This window comes from Paenarthrobacter sp. AT5, from assembly GCF_032764245.1.
In the GTDB taxonomy this organism is placed as follows: Bacteria; Actinomycetota; Actinomycetes; order Actinomycetales; family Micrococcaceae; genus Arthrobacter; species Arthrobacter ureafaciens.
In genome coordinates this window covers 1,913,360-1,930,896 of the sequence record NZ_CP136441.1, presented here as the reverse complement: position 1 = coordinate 1,930,896, position 17,537 = coordinate 1,913,360, and the positions used below count along the sequence as shown (strand labels likewise).

General features: G+C 58.1%; 16 protein-coding genes. 3 read left to right on the top strand and 13 right to left on the bottom strand.

Going from position 1 to position 17,537, the window contains the following annotated elements; genetic code table 11:
- Positions 1-489 precede the first annotated feature (489 nt).
- The 3 genes from RI444_RS08840 to RI444_RS08830 all read left to right on the top strand — a co-directional run bounded on the left by RI444_RS08840 (position 490) and on the right by RI444_RS08830 (position 3,193).
- Positions 490-1,614: a zinc-dependent alcohol dehydrogenase gene (locus RI444_RS08840; RefSeq protein ID WP_207604616.1), complete on the top strand. Its 1,125-nt coding sequence runs from the start codon at positions 490-492 to the stop codon at positions 1,612-1,614.
- A 20-nt stretch (positions 1,615-1,634) separates the two neighbouring features.
- A complete protein-coding gene (locus RI444_RS08835; RefSeq protein ID WP_207604615.1) occupies positions 1,635-2,459 on the top strand; it encodes an HpcH/HpaI aldolase family protein in 825 nt (274 codons plus the stop codon).
- Between the two features lie 125 nt (positions 2,460-2,584).
- Positions 2,585-3,193 carry a nitroreductase gene (locus RI444_RS08830; RefSeq protein ID WP_242703065.1) on the top strand — a complete coding sequence of 203 codons (609 nt, stop codon included), beginning with the start codon at positions 2,585-2,587 and terminating at the stop codon, positions 3,191-3,193.
- A 154-nt stretch (positions 3,194-3,347) separates the two neighbouring features.
- Here the strand turns inward: RI444_RS08830 and RI444_RS08825 are convergent, their stop codons facing one another.
- The 13 genes from RI444_RS08825 to RI444_RS08765 all read right to left on the bottom strand — a co-directional run bounded on the left by RI444_RS08825 (position 3,348) and on the right by RI444_RS08765 (position 16,589).
- On the bottom strand, positions 3,348-3,878 hold the full coding sequence (locus RI444_RS08825) for a transposase (protein WP_242703064.1): 531 nt from the start codon (positions 3,876-3,878) through the stop codon (positions 3,348-3,350).
- Positions 3,842-4,288, bottom strand: a complete 447-nt coding sequence (locus RI444_RS08820) for a transposase family protein (RefSeq protein ID WP_242703063.1) — start codon at positions 4,286-4,288, stop codon at positions 3,842-3,844. Before RI444_RS08820 ends, RI444_RS08825 begins: the two co-directional genes overlap by 37 nt.
- Before the next feature lie 629 nt (positions 4,289-4,917).
- Positions 4,918-5,877, bottom strand: a complete 960-nt coding sequence (locus RI444_RS08815; protein ID WP_207604613.1) for an SMP-30/gluconolactonase/LRE family protein — start codon at positions 5,875-5,877, stop codon at positions 4,918-4,920.
- A 281-nt stretch (positions 5,878-6,158) separates the two neighbouring features.
- The gene (locus RI444_RS08810; protein WP_207604612.1) at positions 6,159-7,022 is read right to left on the bottom strand and encodes an NAD(P)-dependent oxidoreductase; all 864 of its coding nucleotides are present in this window, start codon (positions 7,020-7,022) and stop codon (positions 6,159-6,161) included.
- Positions 7,023-7,117: 95 nt separating this feature from the next.
- Positions 7,118-7,795, bottom strand: coding sequence for an enoyl-CoA hydratase/isomerase family protein (locus RI444_RS08805; RefSeq protein WP_316963889.1), 678 nt, complete (start codon positions 7,793-7,795; stop codon positions 7,118-7,120).
- Positions 7,796-7,921: 126 nt separating this feature from the next.
- Positions 7,922-8,716, bottom strand: a complete 795-nt coding sequence (locus RI444_RS08800; protein WP_207604610.1) for an enoyl-CoA hydratase-related protein — start codon at positions 8,714-8,716, stop codon at positions 7,922-7,924.
- A gap of 3 nt (positions 8,717-8,719) precedes the next feature.
- The gene (locus RI444_RS08795) at positions 8,720-9,835 is read right to left on the bottom strand and encodes a CaiB/BaiF CoA transferase family protein (protein WP_242703062.1); all 1,116 of its coding nucleotides are present in this window, start codon (positions 9,833-9,835) and stop codon (positions 8,720-8,722) included.
- 121 nt (positions 9,836-9,956) lie between these two features.
- Complete coding sequence (locus tag RI444_RS08790; RefSeq protein ID WP_207604608.1) at positions 9,957-10,376, bottom strand: Zn-ribbon domain-containing OB-fold protein; 420 nt, start codon at positions 10,374-10,376, stop codon at positions 9,957-9,959.
- Positions 10,369-11,526 carry a thiolase C-terminal domain-containing protein gene (locus tag RI444_RS08785; protein ID WP_207604607.1) on the bottom strand — a complete coding sequence of 386 codons (1,158 nt, stop codon included), beginning with the start codon at positions 11,524-11,526 and terminating at the stop codon, positions 10,369-10,371. Before RI444_RS08785 ends, RI444_RS08790 begins: the two co-directional genes overlap by 8 nt.
- 8 nt (positions 11,527-11,534) lie before the next feature.
- The gene (locus RI444_RS08780; protein WP_207604606.1) at positions 11,535-12,341 is read right to left on the bottom strand and encodes an enoyl-CoA hydratase-related protein; all 807 of its coding nucleotides are present in this window, start codon (positions 12,339-12,341) and stop codon (positions 11,535-11,537) included.
- Between the two features lie 58 nt (positions 12,342-12,399).
- Positions 12,400-13,761, bottom strand: coding sequence for an MFS transporter (locus tag RI444_RS08775; protein ID WP_316963888.1), 1,362 nt, complete (start codon positions 13,759-13,761; stop codon positions 12,400-12,402).
- A 463-nt stretch (positions 13,762-14,224) separates the two neighbouring features.
- Positions 14,225-15,592: an NtaA/DmoA family FMN-dependent monooxygenase gene (locus tag RI444_RS08770; RefSeq protein ID WP_207605900.1), complete on the bottom strand. Its 1,368-nt coding sequence runs from the start codon at positions 15,590-15,592 to the stop codon at positions 14,225-14,227.
- Between the two features lie 202 nt (positions 15,593-15,794).
- Complete coding sequence (locus tag RI444_RS08765) at positions 15,795-16,589, bottom strand: aspartate/glutamate racemase family protein (RefSeq protein ID WP_316963887.1); 795 nt, start codon at positions 16,587-16,589, stop codon at positions 15,795-15,797.
- Between the last annotated feature and the right edge of the window lie 948 nt (positions 16,590-17,537).

Sequence of the window (17,537 nt, the reverse complement as noted above, 5' to 3'; positions counted from 1 at the left end):
CATCTGATGTTTCAATACTGGCCAACCCGGCTAGTCACCGGCCATGGACGGGTGTCGTGAAAAACGCGCAAACCATTGAACGAAGGACTTTTCAGTCAGGGTCGCGGCGAGTGTTACTCGCGAGTGCCATGTCCGGCACCCGGGTCTGTGCGCCGAAAGTCGGGTGAGACGGCACCACTGACCTCGTCAAGACCACCGGATATCCGCGAGACCGCGGAACTTGAGATCCCCTTGCTCGAATCATGATCACGTAGAACGTACCCGTACTTATATCCGGGAATAGACGCTCGTGGGGCCGACTGCAGGTATCTTCGCCGCTGACCGGAGACCTGTTACTGGCCAGCGCGCGTTGCCTGTGTCCGGGAAGAGAAGAACCCGTGTCCTGACGTTAAGCCTTTTTTCACGACGCTCGTCCATGGCCATCGCTTAGCCGGAATGGCCACTATTGAGACGGTCTTAAACCCAATACAGGAAGTCAGGAGCGATTCCATGCCGGTCGAATCCGGACACGATGGTCCCCAGACTGCAACCGCGGTCGTTTACAAAGGACCGGAAGTCTTCGAAATCGAATCCGTTCCACTGCCGGAGCTAGCCCCGGGTGATCTGCTGGTCGAAGTCGAGATAGCAGGCGTAGACGGCTCTGAAATCCACATGTTCCGTGGAGCATTCGACACTCTCAATGAGAGAGCCCCCCTGATCTTTGGTGATGAAATTATCGGCCGCGTCGTGGCGGCCGGCGAACCGGTCGGGCGTGACATCGAGGTCGGCGACCGTGTAACCGTCGAAGCGCGCTGGCCGTGCGATGGCTGCCCGACCTGCGACAGGGGCCAGTACTATTCATGTGAAAACAATCCCGGCCGCGAAGGCTACGGACACATTTCCTTGACCAGGTCCCCCGGCCTGTGGGGTGGATATGCAACGCACGTCTTCGTGCCTCAACGTGCGCTTGTCCACCGTGTGCCAGACGAACTGGACCTTGAGTCGGCTCTCCTTGCTTGTTCCGTCTTGGCCAACGGCCTGCGGTGGAACAACTTTGCCGGTATCGGCTCCGGAGATCGCGTCGTCGTGGTCGGCCCAGGGCCGCAGGGTCTTGCCTGCGCTGCCGTGGCGCGGCGGGCCGGCGCGAGGATATGCGTAACCGGCGTAGAGCATGACTCAGAACGACTCACGGCTGCCACCCGCCTAGGAGCAGAGGGCGCGCTGGTTTCGGCTCCGGGGGCCGAGGACGAGCTGGTCAAAGAGGTCCGTGCCACCCTCCGTGAGGTCGACTATGTCGTGGAGGCTTCCGGAGCCCCCGCGGCCAAAGAGCTGGCGGTGCGCCTCGTGCGTCAACAGGGGACGATTGTGAACGTTTCGGTGTCACGGAGTGGGTCGGTGGACTGGCTGGCCCTGTTGCGCAAGGAAGTGACCCTCGTGCACGCGCTCTCGCACCCCCACACTGTGGAAGCCGCTTTCAAACTTGCAGTCGAGATGCAGGAGCAGGGCACGAATTGGGGGGAACTGGTCACTCACCGCTTCGGCCTCTCCCAGGCTGCCCATGCCATCCAGGTCGCGTCCTTCAACACCGAAGAACGCCCGATCAAGGTCGCCCTCATACCGTCACTCGACGGATAAAACACAGGAAAGGCGTAACGATGAGAACCAACGCAAGAGAACGCTTCGATGCACTGGTAGGACGGGGACAGCGGCCTATAGGCGCGTTCGTAATGTCGAACGATCCCACGACCAGCGCCATCTTTGCCACGACCGGCTTTGACTTCGTCATCATCGATCGAGAGCACGGGATGATTGACCTCGCTGCCGCCGTCGGTCATGTCCGTGCCGTAGAGATGGGTGGGGCCGTTCCCCTGATTCGCGTTCTGGAGCCGACCGCGGCCTCGGTCCAGCAGGCGCTCGACGCAGGTGCACATGGAATTGTCGTACCTAAAGCGGAGGACGCAGGAGAGATTGAACGCCTTGTGAGGGCGACGCGGTATCAGCCAGGTGGGCGAGGCAAGTGCCCACAAACACCTGGAGCAAATTTCGATGGCGCCGACTGGCACACCCGCAGCCTACGCCACAACGGGAACGTGCTGCTGGTGCCGCTCTTGGAGACAATGGCGGGCATCGAAAACGCGGCGAAGATTGCAGCGGTCGAGGGCATCGATTACCTCTTCTTCGGCCCGGCCGACCTCTCTCAGGATCTCGGTCTGGACACGTACGCCGACCGGGAGCACATCCGCGAAGTCTGGACTGAGCTTCTGGCGTCTGTCCGCCCGATGGGGGTCCGACTCGGAGCACCGGCGGGGTACGGCTTTGACGAGGAGGCCGACTTCCTGACAATTGGATCGGATGTTGGGAACATACGGACCAAGGCGGCCGAGGGATTGACGCTGTTCAGACCAGCAGGCTCACAGACGGGTGCTGCTGCGACTCCAAAGGTTGAGCGAGCCGTCGTGGCCGCCGGTGATCGCCGATGACTCGCGGCCTGACAGACGGTCAAATCGATCGCTCGCGCCCGGTGCCGGCCGAAACGAGCTTGGCATCGTCTTTCCAAACACTTGTCCGGGAGCGTCGGTCTTGCCGTAGCTTCCTTCCGCAACCTGTGGATGAGCTGACCTTGCGCGAGACTCTTGCTGATGCCTTGTGGGCGCCCTCCAATTGCAACACCCAGCCATGGGAAGTCCATGTCGTCTCGGGTCCTGCCCGTGACCGTCTCATTGCTGCAGTGGTGGAGGCCGAGGCAGCAGACGTTCTTAGCCCGGATTTTTCGTTCGATAGTGCTGCATACACGGGGGCGTTCGGCGTCCGCAGACACGCCCAAGGAGCCTCGTACCACGAAGCGCTTGGAATCGACCGCCAGGATTACCAAAAGCGACGCTCAGTATCCGCGCAGAATCTATATCTTCATGGTGCACCTCACGTTGCATTCCTGTTCATGCCGGAGGTTGGGGACTCTGTCCGTGTTGCTTCCGACCTGGGCATGTTTGCACAGACTTTCCTATTGGCCCTTACAGCGCGCGGTCTTGCCGGGGTCCCCCAGACCAGCCTTGCCATGTTTGCCGACACGATACGCCGGGAACTGGGAGTTTCTGATGAACGAAAGCTGCTTTTCGGCATCTCGTTCGGTTGGCCGGACAAGGATGCAGCTGCCTACCGCTATAGCAGCACGAGAGAGCCCGTCGAGAGCTTTGTCACCCTGCACGAGCAGTGACTAAACTGACCGGCCTCGCAACGTTAACAGCCGCGCCGAATTGTTTGAGGGCTCGTGCATCAACCTATGCGAACCGGTCTCCTGTCTCCTTGGCTCTGTTGGTGGATACCTGGCTCTTCACGGTTCGTGGTGAATGTTCTGCCGTGAGGGATGTTCATGCCGCTGTTCTGGCGGCACTGCGCAACAGGATACGCGTTTTGTAGTTGCGTGCGTTGGTGAATCCGCGGCCAGTCCGTTTGATCTGTTTGATCGCGGTGTTGTTGGCTTCCACTTTCGCGGTTGTCGCGCCGGTGACAATGAGGACTTCGATCTCTTTCCACCAGCGGCAGACCGTGCGCCAGAGCCGGTTGGTTTCGGGCTGCCCTGCTTTCACCACCAATGCCTGAAGCTGGTCTTTCGCGGCGGCAGCGTCGGCGAGGGAGCCGGTGGCCTGCAGGGTCCGGAGCAACCAGTTCCCGACGCCCTCGCTGTCACGGCCGTCCACAATGCCAAGGACTTGTCCGGTGTCCAGATCAACGATGGTGGTCATCCAGGGTTCGTAGCGTTTCCAGGCCTTGGTGGCGGGGTCGCGGAAGAACCGCACGGACCGGTAGCGGTGTTCATCGATGCCGAGCATCCGCGGTGCCAGTGCATCAACGTCGGGCAGCGTCAGCGCCGCGGAATCCAAGGCCGCTGGACCAGCCACCACGAGACACCGAACGAAACGGCGGCCTCCGCAGCCGCCCTCCCGGAGCCGATGACAGCGGCCACCAGGGCCTCACGAAGCCGCTGGGTGGACCGAGCCCGGCGCGGGACCTGAGCGGTCTCTTCAGTGAATGTCCGGCGGGGGCACAGGTACTCATCGCAGAAGAATCTCCGCTTGGCCCAGACCACTTCGACCGGCCCGGCGACAGGGATGTCACGCAGCCCTTGTGGCCGGCGGGAATGAACGCGGGTGCTGATCACACCGCACGAGGGGCAGCCGGCCTCGGCGGTGGACACGACGCGGATCCGCCGCTGCCCGAAGGCAAGGACCTCAGTATCAATGACTCGGTAGTCGGGCAGGTTGAAAATTGCGGTGGCAGCATCGGGGCGCGGGGAAGTAGGCTCGATCAAGGCTCGTGGCTCCTGACTTGATGAATGCGTAGAGAACATCCATCACAGCGGGGCTACGAGACCTTCAGCTTTCAAGACACGGAACCTGTTTCACCATCAACCACGAAGAGCCGGATACCTTCCCACGGGATCTCTGCTTCCTGCGGGAAGGTGTCCTTGTGAGCACGACATGACAGAAATGCACTCCGGAGTATCAGCCGCGAGGCTGCCCGCGTTGGAGCCCCCCCGTCCCCCGGACTCTTCACCCCCGAGGATTCCATCCGCCATGCCCTGCGTTCCATCGCCAGGCCTTGGCTGAACCTGGATGCCGAGGCCAAGTAACAAGCCAGGATGATCGAGGACCCTGTCACCCGCACCGCGCCACAGCTGCTGGACGCCTACGGGATCGGACCCGGAACAGCTGCCGAAACCTGATCGTGGCGGTAGAGGTAAAGATGAAATTCCACCCACCCGCAGAACCGCCGAAGGGAGATTCAAACGCTACGTCATCCGCGAGGTCTACCACCTGCACCACGGCGCGGCCACCTTCTTGAAGCAAAGGAGCGGTCGAAAATGCTGCCTTCTTTTGGCACTGCGTTCAGCCCTGGGTCCAAGGGGTGAATGGGCTCATTAGGGATCTTTCCGCCGGGTCATCGTGTCCTAGTGCTCTGCGAATACACGATGGGGGCGGCAAGCGGTTCAGGCAGGCCGATTACGCCGGTCTGTTCAATCTTGTACAGGGCGCCGCTGTCAGGATCACCCTTGGGTCGGCCAACCTTCTCAGGATCCAGGGAGGTCAGGTATATGGTGTCAAACATCTCGCCACCGAACTGGATGCTCGTCATCGATTTGATGCCAGTGGACAGGCGCTGGTGGATTTCTCCATCAGGGTTGTAGCAAATCAGCCCCCCGTCGCTTCCGACAAAGGTCCACCACACCCGGCCGTTGGCGTCGACCGTGGCCCCGTCGGGGAGCCCGCTGACTCCGGAGGTGTCCGCGAAGACGCTCTTGTTGGAGATAGCGCCGGTGGCGGTGTTGTAGTCGTAGGCGTAGATGATGTTGGGAATCGTGTCGGCGATGTAGAACCTGCGGCCGTCCGGGCTCCAGCACGGGCCGTTACAGATGGTGAACCCATCATCAAGCTTGGTGACTTTTTCGCCGTCGAAACTGTACAGGCCCGCAACCGGCTGCCCTGACTTGTTGTTGGTAGTACCGGCAACAAAGCGTCCCTGCCGGTCCACCTTTGCGTCGTTGATCTGCTCTACATCATTCTCGAACTCCACCTTTGCGATGAGGTCAAAAGTCCCCCGGACAGGATGGAACTCGTAGAACCCGTCGGCAAGGACCGCGACCAGCCGCTGGTCCGCTGTGCGGCTGATTGCTGAGGGCGGCACAGGGGTCGGCCAACTAATGAATGAGTCCTCATCCGGGCTGTACCGCCAGATTGCGCATCCCAGGATGTCGACGAAGTACAGTACGCCAGCGGTCGGATCCCAGTAAGGGCCTTCCCCCAGCAGCGTTTTGACGTCTCCAAGACGCTGAATGTCCAGCTTTGCCTCCTTGGTTGTTGTGGTTGGTGCAGCAGCCGACAGTTGTGGCGGCTGCTGCACCGTCTCATTACTGCCTTCCGCTCAAAATGCGGAAGCCCGCGGCTGCCGCCGCTGATGTCGTCGTGAACCAGCCGAGTACCCAGGGCCGGAGTGCAGCGAGGTTGGGCGTAGCCGGCCAAAAGGTGGTCGGGGAGTTCAACTTGTTCGCGCCGAGGCAAAGCGGGCAAACCAAGTGAAGACGAACAGGGCGTCGCCTGCACCCTTAGGAGCCCTCTCGCACAGCGCGCTCTGCCGACGCAGAAGACCATCCTTCGTCCGAACGTGCCGGTGCGCCGGAAAGGTCAGATGCTTGCAGATGCCTGCGGTTCTTGGCCGGTCAAGTGGGCATAACGGGCTTCATGAATGATCTTGGAGTGTTCCAAGGCAGCCTCGGTCATTCGCATGTGGACGCCGCGGTTTTCCGCTGTCTCGATAATCTCTCTCGACTGCTTGCTTGACATCCGCAAGGTGAACCCGGATCTGAGCTGTTCGTCGAAATACTCCCAGTTGTCCAGTACCCAGGAGCCGCCACTGCTGATCTTGATTGCCTTAGCCAGATTCTCCTCCGACACTCCAAAGGCACGACCGAATTCCAACGATTCAATCGTAGCCAGACGTGTCACCGTCATGATCGCGTTGTTGGCGAGTTTGGCTACTTCTCCGCCTCCGAGAGCGTCCAGGTAGAGCGGGCGGCCGATCGACTCAAGAAGAGCGCGCTCGGCCTCCACTCCTTCAGCGGTGGCACCGGTGAGAACTGACAGTGTGCCATTGCGCCGATCTTCGTGACTGCCGCTTACAGGGGCGTCAAATAGCTTCACCCCTTTCTGCGCCATTGTCTCCGCCATCTCAATCACCAACGCCGGAGACACGGACGACTGGATAATGACCGTCTGACCGGGGCGCAGGAACTCGGCCAGTTCGTCAACCACCCGCTCTACTTGCTTCTGAGGATCAACACAAACGATGATGACGGCGCTTGTTGCAGCCAGTTCCTCCAAGGAACCCGCACTCTTCGCCCCCTTCGCCACGACCGCGGCGATCGCTTCCGGATTCAGATCGAATACGACTAGGCGCACGCCTACCTCGACCAAGTGGGTTGCTATTCCACTTCCCATGTTTCCCAGCCCGACGTAACCAACCACGTCCTTATATCTGGTTTCGTTCATGCCACTCCTTAGCCAAAAAACCGAAGTATGCCCGGCCTGTTGCAGACATATCATTGGGCCCGATCAGAACCATTTAGGAGCTCTTTCTAAGAAACTTAGAAACTCCCTCTGAACGCAGGAAGTTCAATGAGGACACCCTGCCGCTCAGCTTCTATGTGCAGTTGCTCGCCAAGGGAGTTTTCTTCGGCCGAGCTCAGCGCCTCGTAGAGATCGACAAACGCTTCTCGAGGCACCTCAGACAGCCTTCGCGCAAGTGCCCGCGCCTCCTCTGCCAGCACTTCATCATCCACACACTTGTAGATCAATCCCATGTCCACTGCCTCTGCCGCGGACAGTCGCTCACCCAGGAGGCATAGCGACAGCGCCCTGGCCCTACCGACGTATCGAGGTAAGAACCATGTCGCCCCCATGTCCGGAATCAGTCCGAGCTTTGGGACAAAAGGGGCGCTGAAATAGGACGTTCGAGCGGCGATAACGACATGGCAAGCCAAGGCAAGGCCGAACCCCCCACCAACCGCAGGCCCATTTACCGCTCCGATGACTGGAACAGGCATTGTTTGAATGGCCTCGACGATAGGAGAACAGACAGAGGTCATGAAGTGACTGACGCCCGCACCGAAACTGTCGTTTGCCATACGGGAATCCATTGCGGACAGTTCCGCACCGGAGCAAAAACCACGTCCGCAACCTGTGAGGATCAGTGCCTTGCTGTGCTTATCAGCTCTTACCGCGTCCAGGGCTAGCTTCAGCTCATCGAGCATCTCGTAAGACATTGCGTTCAACGTTTCCGGCGAGTTCAGCACTAACGTATAAACCCCGTCCTCTACAGACGTATTAACTAGATTCAAGATGTTTCTTCCCTCTCGCTAACCAAGCTTGAATGTGCGCTCCACCGAAGATTAACGTCCAACAAATACGGCTGGTCGCTTTTCCATAAAGGCGGTGACCCCCTCCACGAAGTCCTGGGTCCGACCAAGGGCCGACTGGTGACTCGTCTCGACCTCCAGTTGGGCATTCAGGTCTTGATGGCAAGCGACGCTTAGAGTCTGCCGCAGGGCAGCAAGTGCTTTCGTCGGCATTCTGGCCAGGTCCTCAGCGAGAGACACAGCGTCCTGTAGACACGATTCGCTGACGTCCCACACAAGCCCCCATTCCTTGGCCCGGTTCGCATCAAGCCGACCACCTGTCATGCACAAGCCCATTGCACGCCCATAGCCAATACGGTTGACCAAAGTCCAGGTAGCCCCTGCATCCGGGATCATTCCGATCTTTGTGAACGATTGGATGAAATAAGCGCTTGGATGGGCGATCGTCATGTCACAAAGTAGCGCCAGAGACGCGCCCGCGCCGGCGGCTACGCCATTCAGAGCAGCAATCGTGGGAACGCGAAGCTCTTGGAAAAGCCTTACGGTGGGGTTATACGATTCGCTGAGCAGCCGCCCAGGGTCGATTCGATCCATTAGACCGAAATCAGGCGTAAGATCGATTTCCGACAAATCGGCGCCTGCACAGAAACCTCTTCCTGAGCCAGTAACAACCAGCGCGCGGACTTCCGGTGAGGACTGGATTTTTGCCAGTACTTCCCTGATCTGAACGTGCATTTCCGGCGTAAGGCTGTTCAACACCTCCGGCCGATTCAATGTCAGGATCGCCACACCGTTCGCTTCTTCGAAAAGGACTAGATTTCTCGTCATGGGTTAACCTCGCACCGCTTCAACGTCAACGGAGGTTGCCAGTGATGACAACTCTTCCAGTACTTCCTGGGTGTGCTGCCCGAGGCGCGGAGCATGACCGACCTCCGGGGAGCCGGTTGCCCCAAACCTGACCGGCGGTTGCATCTGAATGTACGAACCTTCGGTCGGGTGTTCCACTACCTTGAAAAACTCGCCGGCCGTCAGGTGTGGATCATCGAGAATGTGTTCGATCTTTCGTACAGGCATGGCCGGCACGTTGATCTTCGTCAGCGCTCTCATCCACTCCTCAGTTGTCCGGCTCGGAGTTCGTTCTCTTATAGCTTCGTAGAACCGACCGACGTGTTGAACCCGGAGCAAAGAGCCTTCTACAGGCACAGTGGACAGGACCTCCGGGCACTCCAACAAGTCAAATAGGTCATGCCAGTTCTTATCCGTATAGGGCAGGATAGTGATAAAGCCGTCAGCGGTTGCAAAAGGCTTCCGGTCTTTGTCCACGATGCGCCGATACCCAATTCGACCCCCAGGTGGCTCGTAGGTTCTTTCGAACAGGTGTTCCTCGAGCAGGAAATGAACGAAACTCTCGAACATGGGCACTTCTACGAATTGGCCCTCACCTGTCTGATGCTTGTGTATCTGCGCGGCGAGAACTGCCTGAGTTGCGTACAGGCCACTGACTTTGTCGGCCACGATGGTGGGGACGAACTTAGGCTCGTAGGTTCTCGAAGTGCTGGCAACGAGATCGATAAATCCACTCGCGGCCTGGATGGTATCGTCATAGGCCGGATAGTCCGCGTAGGGGCCACCGGACCCGTATCCCACGCAATGCACATAGATTATGTCCGGCGCATAAAGCGCAACCGATTCGTAATCAAACCCCAACCGTTGGATTGCAGCTCCCCTAATGTTGTGTATGAACACATCTGCAGAGCGAATCAGATCCATAAGGGTTTGCTTACCCGCATCCGACTTCAAATCAATGACTATAGAGCGTTTACCCCGGTTCAAAGTCATATGGATAGGACCCATATCTTCGGATTGTTTGGGCCTTCCGCTCTGCCTGAAGAAGTCGCCATCCGGAGACTCGACTTTGATGACGTCCGCACCCATGTCAGCAAGCATCTGCGTACAGTAGGGACCAAATACGATGGTCGACAGATCGATGACCCTAAGACCGTTTAACACACCAGAAGCACACGGCATTCGGAGTACCTCCTGATTCTCTCTAATGGACTGGTGAAGTTTAGGCAGGTTCGAAAGTGGCCAGCGTAATGTCCTGATCGACTTTGTCGAATCGCACTTTCAGTTTGAGGCCAAAAGCCAGCTCGCCGGATTCGACATTCACAATCCGGGAAACAACACGCGGACCCTCTTCAAGTTGGACAAGGGCAACGGTGAATGGAACGTCCTCCTTTAGAGTGGCGAGCGGAGCCAGTATGGTCTCGGTCCAGGTGAACAGCTCTGCCCGACCTGAACATTCGTCCCATTCAAGGTCGAAAGAACCACAGCGAGCGCACATCTCTCTCGGAATATGAATCCACGATCTGCAGTCGACACACCTCTGGAGGCAGAGCTTTCCGCGCGAGAAGTGGCCGTAAAATTCGTCGGACAACTTGGAGGCAGCCGGCTTGATAAACGTAAGGTTCTTTGTCATCTCAGTCATTTCGGAGAACCGCCAATCCGCCGTCACCAAAGTCTCCCCATCCCGTCACTAGACCGACACGCGCGTCAGGAACCTGACGGTCTCCGCATTCTCCCCGGAGTTGCCTGACCGCCTCATTGATATGGTTCATTCCCCAGATATGTGCTTCGGAATGAAGACCACCATGGGTGTTCATGGGCAATTCTCCCCCTAACCGCAGGCGTCCATCCTTCACATAATCCTCAACTTCGCCTCTTTCGCAAAAGCCCAGTGCCTCAATTTGAAGCAAAGCCACAAAGGAGAAGCAGTCGTACACCTGCATGAAGTCGATATCCGAATGTTTAACCCCGGCAGCAGCAAAGGCACGCGGAGCGGCGTCGCTCAAACCGATCTTGAAAATATCTTCCCGCGACGAGAAATCGTCTGCCGGATATGGATGTCCCTCCGCGATTCCGGAAATGAAGACTGGCTTCTTGCGGAGATCGCGCGCCCGTCGAGGAGAGCTCACGATCACCGCACATGCCCCATCGTTTTCCAGGCAACAGTCGAACATTCTAAAGGGCTTTGAAATCCAGCGGGAATTGTCATACTGTTCGCGGTTCAGTGAACGACCGTACATCAATGCGTTGGGGTTCAACTGGGCATTGGCCCGACTGCTGAGGGCGACTTCTGCCAACGCGTCGTGTGAGGTGCCGTACATGGCCATATGTCTCGTCGCCAACCAGGCGTACCACTGGACTGGCGAGACGGCTCCATGGGGAATGTAGTAGGACCCCAGCGAGCCAGCAATCGCTTCAATATTTGTTCCGACCTTGCTGATTCTGCGATCCGTATATCCGTTCCACCCCAGGGGAACCAGTACATTTTCCGCTACACCGCTTGCTACCGCCATAGCTGCTGTTTGCAGCGCGACCACTGGGCTTGCCCCTCCCATCAGAACGGTCGATGCGTACTTCAGCTCTTTCACACCGAGGTTGGCCGCAAGCTGTTCAGAGGTGCTGGCCACTGGCGGCCCCACTATGCCGTCAATTTCATGCGCCTCCAGGCCAGCGTCGTCCAGCGCATTCTTCGTCGCTTCGAGAAGCAGGCGAAGTTCTGTTTTCTCCGTACCTCTGGTGAATTCGGTTTGACCGATGCCTACAATGCACGCTTTATCAGAAAGTGTGTTCATTTTTGCGCCTATCTCCCAACGTATACCGCGGGCCGTTTTTCAACGAAAGCTATGGGGCCCTCTTTAGCGTCCTCTGATCTCGCCACTTCGTCCCACGCCGCGTCTTCAAGAACAAAAGCATTTTCATAAGTCAGGCCGGAGCTCTGAATCACGGCTTTCTTTGCTGCAGCTACGGCCAACGGGCCATTGGCGCTGATTTCATTGGCGATCTCCAGCGCTTTGTCTAGGAGGTTGTCCTGCGTGGTTACATAGTTCACGAGGCCGTATTGGAGTGCTTCTGCTGCTGACATCGGGTTTCCCGTCAGAATCAGCTCCATCGCTTTGGCGAAGGGAATCTGTCGACTCAGGCGAGTGAGAGACCCACCCGCTGGGACGATGGCCCGCTTCACTTCCGGTAGACCGAAAGTAGCGTTCTCCGTACACACGCGGATGTCGGTTCCTTGAATGAACTCGGTTCCGCCAGCGACGCAGAAACCATTGATGGCGGCAACGACTGGTTTGGGGAAATACGCGCGGAGCATGGCTGTGTCACGTACTTTGGGGTGCGACTCCAGCAAAAGCGTCTCGTAGTCGTTCTGTGGCGGTTTAGCGCCGGTGAGCACGGGAATGAGTGTGCCAAGATCCCCTCCCACAGAGAACGCCTTGTTGCCTGCTCCCGTCACGACTGCGCATCGCACGTTGCTGTCGGCTGACCATGTTGTCCAGGTTTCAGCCATCCTGACAAACATTTCTGCGTCCATGGCATTGTGCTTCTCGGGACGATTTAAGGTCATGATGCCTACGTGTCCGCGCACTTCGGTATGCAGTACCGACATTTTGTGCTGCCTCTCTGTCTTGCTGGGTAATTGGAGGGCCGACGGGATAGTCGGGGAATTAATGGTCTTTCCCGAGCAGATCCCCGTCCCTAATGAGCATGAGTCCGCCGGCCGATACCAAAGCGGTGAAAAGGAAGTACCACACCGGGCTTGATGGGTCGCGAGTCCATGCGATGAGTGAGGACGCAATGAACGGCGCAGATCCTCCGAAAACGGCCATCGCGACGTTGTATCCGATAGCGGATCCAGTGGACCGCAATCGAACCGGCAGGAGTTCGCTCATCATCGCCAGTGGGTTTCCCAGCAAAAGACCGAAGGCGATTGACAGTGCGATCCACGGTGCCAGTAGCGTACTTGGGGTGGCGGCGGGAGCTGCGAAGAAGAACCACACCATGGCCAGCGCAACGAGTACGGAGGTCAGAATCAGGTAGTTTTTACGGCGTGTGAACTTGTCACCGATGTACCCGCTGATCGGAGCAAGAACAATGGCAATCGCCCCAGCGAGGACTACATATCCGAACGTCGGCCCCCAATCGAAGCCGACGACAGCTGTCAGGTATGTAGTCGAGTACGTCATAACCAAATAAATGGACGAGCCTAAGAGGGTGACTGCCGAGAACACCAGGAAAAGCTGCTTGGGGTGGCGAAGGGTCTCTTTGAGCGGGGACTTGGAAGTCCCGTTCTCTGCCTTGAGCGCCTTGAAATCAGGGCTCTCTTCCAGCTTCATTCGAATGTAAACCGCGAGAAGTCCGAGGGGGCCCGCAAGCAAGAACGGGACACGCCAACCCCACTCAGTCATGGCCTCCGTGCCAAGTGCCCAACTCATTCCGTTAGCGACAAACGCCCCAAGCAGAAGCCCCACAATCGATGCGGCTGCAATAAGGCTTGTGGCTGATCCCCGTCTTCCCTTCGAGGAGTACTCGGCGATGAACGTGTTGATGGTTCCGAGTTCTCCCCCGGCAGACAGACCCTGAACCAACCTGAGTAGGATCAACACTACGGGCGCCATCACACCTATGGACGCTGTCGTGGGCAGAAGTCCCATCAGCATCGTGGCCCCGCTCATCATGGTGAGGACAAGAAGGAGCGTGGTCTTTCGACCAATCTTGTCGGCCAGAGGGCCAAAGATGATTCCGCCGATCGGCCTTATAAAGAATGCCAGTGCGAAGACAGCGAACGCGCTGATCACATTCACAGCGGGGTCGCCTGAGTCGAAAAAGTTGGCGCCGATATATACGGCCAGGAACCCGTATATTGCATAGTCATACCATTCAAAGATATGGCCGCAGATGGCACCTAGAAACGCCCTCTTTCCCTGTTGAGGACGTACGGGTCCTTGTCCATGGTTTTGGGTGGTCTGCACACCTGCCTCGGAGGCATTATGGTTGCCATCTACTGTTATGCCCAATTCGCTGTTCATGGGATTTTCCCTTTGTGATTGAGGGGGTAGGGGTGAGGCTGCACGGCCGTCACTGCCTCATCCTGCTTGGGTTGGAGTTGTTGCCTACAGCGTTTTCGAGAAGACGATCGTGAGAAACGGATGGTCTCGGGCTCATTGGTTGCACGTATGGGAACGCAGCGGGCGACCGGCCCGCACCGAGCCTGGATCAGTGGCCCCCAAAGCTCCATTGGTGCTGCGTAATGCTGATAATCCTGACATCATCGAGACTTAAGAAACTGTCCCAATAAACGCCAGGGCAAGACACTGCAGAGCGCAGTGTCGCATTATGGGACATTTATGCCCAGACTCATTACCGCTGGCTTGCACTACATCGCAGATGTGGTTGCCCTGTACCGCTGCACGAGAACAAGGGTGTCTAAGCAACCCCAACAATGCTTGATGGGGCGATGACGAGAACCGCCCGTCCTCCGTGGGTTGTTTGCTAGCTCATCTCAAGAGATCCAACTGGGGATTTAGACTCAACAGCAGTTCCACTGCGGTACGCCGCCGCGGGGTGCCGATCGTTGACACGCGGAGTTCCGAACCACTTCTCCCTGAGAGTTCCTGGCGAGTACTCGCTCTGCATGAGCCCGCGCCGTTGCAGCTCGGGAACGGCGTAGCGGGCAAAGTCAGTGAGCTCCCCAGGCCCGTTGATGAAGGAGACGTTTATGCCGTCGATACCCGATGCTGCCCACTCCTCAATGCAGTCTGCAACCTGCTCGGCCGTGCCAACGACATGTGGTGTCAGTGATTTCGAAACCACTTCACGGAAGGTCCATTCCTTGTTGGGTGCTGCTTCTATAAAGGCGCGGAGATTCCCCTGCAGTGCATCTGTTTCCAAGTCGCCCAGAGGCGCGTCGAGGTCCACGCAGCTGAGATCGAGACCCATCCCTGAGCTCTGGTACGCAAGTGTTGCCTCATCGTTCATATACGAGCGCATGACCTCAGCCTTGTGCTGCGCCTCCTCCTCGGTGGCTCCGATGATGCAAGATACGGATTGGAAGATCAGGATGTCATCTGCGTGCCTGCCGGTTTCCGTCATACGCGCCCGCATGTCCTCGACGAAGGTGGCAGCACCACGAGGATTCTTTGCGGAAATGAATATTGCTTCTGCATTGCCTGCCGCGAAAGACCGACCGTCATTGGAGGAGCCAGCTTGGAATAAGACCGGCAACCGCTGTGGCGAGGGCTCGACACACAGTGGCCCAGCAGAGCGGTAGAAGTCGCCGAGGTGATCGACGGAATGAACGGCGGCCGGATCCGCGTAGACTCCGGTTTCGAGATCCCGTACTACAGCACGGTCCTCCCAGCTGCCCTCGACCAGCTTGTAGAACACATCAACGTATTCTTCAGCACGCTTATAGCGCTGAGCGTGGCTGGCGACCTCCTCGTATCCTACGTTTCGCCATGCCGAACGCTGAAAGGAAGTGACGATGTTCCATGCGACGCGCCCCTCAGTGAGGTGGTCCAAGGTGCTGACACGCCGGGCAAAGCTGTACGGGTGCTCCTGAATCACGTTCGCGCTGAAAGCGAATCCTAGATGGTCCGTAACAGTCGCAAGCGCTGAGACAAGCGAACTCGGATCGTTGATCGGAAACTGAACGCCGTGCTGGACGGCTGCATCCCGGGAGCCTGCGTAGGTGTCGTAGACACCAGAGTGATCAGCCCAGAAGATAGCGTCGAACTTCGCAGCTTCGAGTTCGCGGGCCATTTCCATCCAGGATTTCAACGAGCGATAGTCGTGGCCCGCCGCCTGAGGCTGGTTCCAGGGAGCGCCAGGGAATCCCGAGGGCGAATTGGTAGTAAACATACAAAAGCGGAGCGGGCGCCCGGGCCGCGTCCTGTTTTGGTCATTGTTGTGCATTTGAAAACTCCTCAAATGTTCGTTATTGCGTTGGTTTCCGAACGGTGGCTGACGGGAATTTTCGCGCGCGGCCACCGATCCCTGGCTTTCTCAAGCGTTCACCGTCCGGACGGAGCGTTCTGTCTCGACTCCTGACGCCTCCGGACGGTCAGGACAAAGCGGACACCATGGGGGCGCCCTGACCTTGGCAAACGATGGCGGACTCTAGGAAGCTTGCTGCCGCCACCAGGGGGTTCAGGACGGGAACCCCGAAGAGCGACCGGTCACCCCCAAACTCATCAATGCCTCGGCTGAAGAAGGTGCAGGCGAAGTAGACAGCCTCGGCACCATCCTCCTGGACAGCCGCCCTCGCTTGGGCCACGCCGTCTGTGAGCAGCGCGTCAGTCATCGCTTCAAGGGTGAGGTTGCGCAGTCGTCCAGGGTCGGCAACCGTCAGGTGCTCGAGCGTTTCAAACTCGGGGTGCTTGGAAATAGGCACACGACGGATTGTGTACTCATCATCCGCAAGCCCGTACTCGTGCGCCATTTCCTGCCAAAAGTCCCCGTTTCCGCGACCCGAGAGACGCGACAGAGGCGCCGAGTAGCTGTCGGGCATCTGCCTTGCCAGAATCGCGACCCTGCCCAACGTACGGGACAAGTGAATCGCGGCCTCCGTTGGCGCCGAGACCGGTATGTCGATCGCCTCCCGAACAACCTTGAGATACGGATCGCCCGAACAAGCGATGACCAGGCCGTCGAAGCCTTCTGCTTGTGCCTGTCGCGCCTCGGCAATCATGGCCTCCTCAACCCCGGCGACCGGCCATGGAAGCGGGGGGGCGGCGTTGCCCAAATTGCGTACCTCGACGGTCGTATCGGGTCGGACATGTCGTGCCACCAACTCGAGAGCCGGCTCGTCCATGTAACTCATACCCCACGGGTTCAGTAGCAAAATTCGCTGAGACATCGTTGTCTAATCCTCTCGCTGATCGGCGTTCCATAAAGTCTGCCAGTGGCCCTGCTCACGCGCCTGCGCCAACTGTCTGGGATTTTTCAGCTCCGAATCAGACACATGTCGGTTGGCAGGAGGCTGTCGAAATGCCATCAACCCGGCCCACGTGGTCTTCCTCGATCGGAAGCCACGGTGCCGGACGTGGTCTCTGGCAGTACTGATACTCTGACGACGCCCAAGGGCGGACCGAACGGGCCTTGTCCGGGCCCACCAGCGCCCCTCAAAGCTTTGGTCCCTTCAGGCATTCAGCCTGTAAAACTGAAGGGTGAGATCACGTCTCTCTTGACCGAGTGAGACGGTCTGCCGCTGCTTAGTCCAACAACCTTGTTTTTTTACGCCAATGGGGGGGGTTCTACTTCACAGATATTGGTCAGGCGGGGGTCGACTTGTCGATCTAGGCGGCGTGTACTGCGCCAAGGCCGATGGTTCCGCGATAGTTGAGCTCATCTACAACTCACCACCACAACTTCCTTTGACCCAACCTGACGGGGCCGGGCTATTTCCCGATGGCGCTATCGTGCATGCGGCTGAAACTGCGTCGTGGCGTATCTCCAGTTGGGAGGTGGTGGCGCCCGTTAGGTTGCTTGCCGTGCCGTCCAGGGTTTCCCATAGTCCTCTGGGGCAATGTTTGACTCCCTCGCAATCAACGCCGAAGGAAACATTTGTATGGCCACGCTTAACATGGTTGGCATCACCGTAGTATCGCCACAGGGCAAAATCTTTGAGCTCATCCCATTGCCACTTTACCGACTCCAACGCGACCAACATCTGTTTCCGTGGTCCGTAACTTGACATCGCTTATGGGTCCTTTTCGGGGTGAGGCCCAGTCTGGAGATCCGTGGATTGTCCACTGGGCTTCGCCCAAATTGCTCAGCACTGGGAGCTTGGCGGTAAACGAATAGG

Excerpts from the sequence above, each read along its gene's own strand:
- RI444_RS08840 (WP_207604616.1), top strand. The coding sequence starts at position 490 with ATGCCGGTCGAATCCGGACACGATGGTCCCCAGACTGCAACCGCGGTC.
- RI444_RS08765 (WP_316963887.1), bottom strand. The coding sequence starts at position 16,589 with ATGTCTCAGCGAATTTTGCTACTGAACCCGTGGGGTATGAGTTACATG.
- RI444_RS08810 (WP_207604612.1), bottom strand. The coding sequence starts at position 7,022 with ATGAACGAAACCAGATATAAGGACGTGGTTGGTTACGTCGGGCTGGGA.
- RI444_RS08780 (WP_207604606.1), bottom strand. The coding sequence starts at position 12,341 with ATGTCGGTACTGCATACCGAAGTGCGCGGACACGTAGGCATCATGACC.
- RI444_RS08775 (WP_316963888.1), bottom strand. The coding sequence starts at position 13,761 with ATGAACAGCGAATTGGGCATAACAGTAGATGGCAACCATAATGCCTCC.
- RI444_RS08790 (WP_207604608.1), bottom strand. The coding sequence starts at position 10,376 with ATGACTGAGATGACAAAGAACCTTACGTTTATCAAGCCGGCTGCCTCC.
- RI444_RS08770 (WP_207605900.1), bottom strand. The coding sequence starts at position 15,592 with ATGTTTACTACCAATTCGCCCTCGGGATTCCCTGGCGCTCCCTGGAAC.
- RI444_RS08805 (WP_316963889.1), bottom strand. The coding sequence starts at position 7,795 with ATGTCTTACGAGATGCTCGATGAGCTGAAGCTAGCCCTGGACGCGGTA.
- RI444_RS08800 (WP_207604610.1), bottom strand. The coding sequence starts at position 8,716 with ATGACGAGAAATCTAGTCCTTTTCGAAGAAGCGAACGGTGTGGCGATC.
- RI444_RS08835 (WP_207604615.1), top strand. The coding sequence starts at position 1,635 with ATGAGAACCAACGCAAGAGAACGCTTCGATGCACTGGTAGGACGGGGA.
- RI444_RS08795 (WP_242703062.1), bottom strand. The coding sequence starts at position 9,835 with ATGCTTGCTGACATGGGTGCGGACGTCATCAAAGTCGAGTCTCCGGAT.
- RI444_RS08785 (WP_207604607.1), bottom strand. The coding sequence starts at position 11,526 with ATGAACACACTTTCTGATAAAGCGTGCATTGTAGGCATCGGTCAAACC.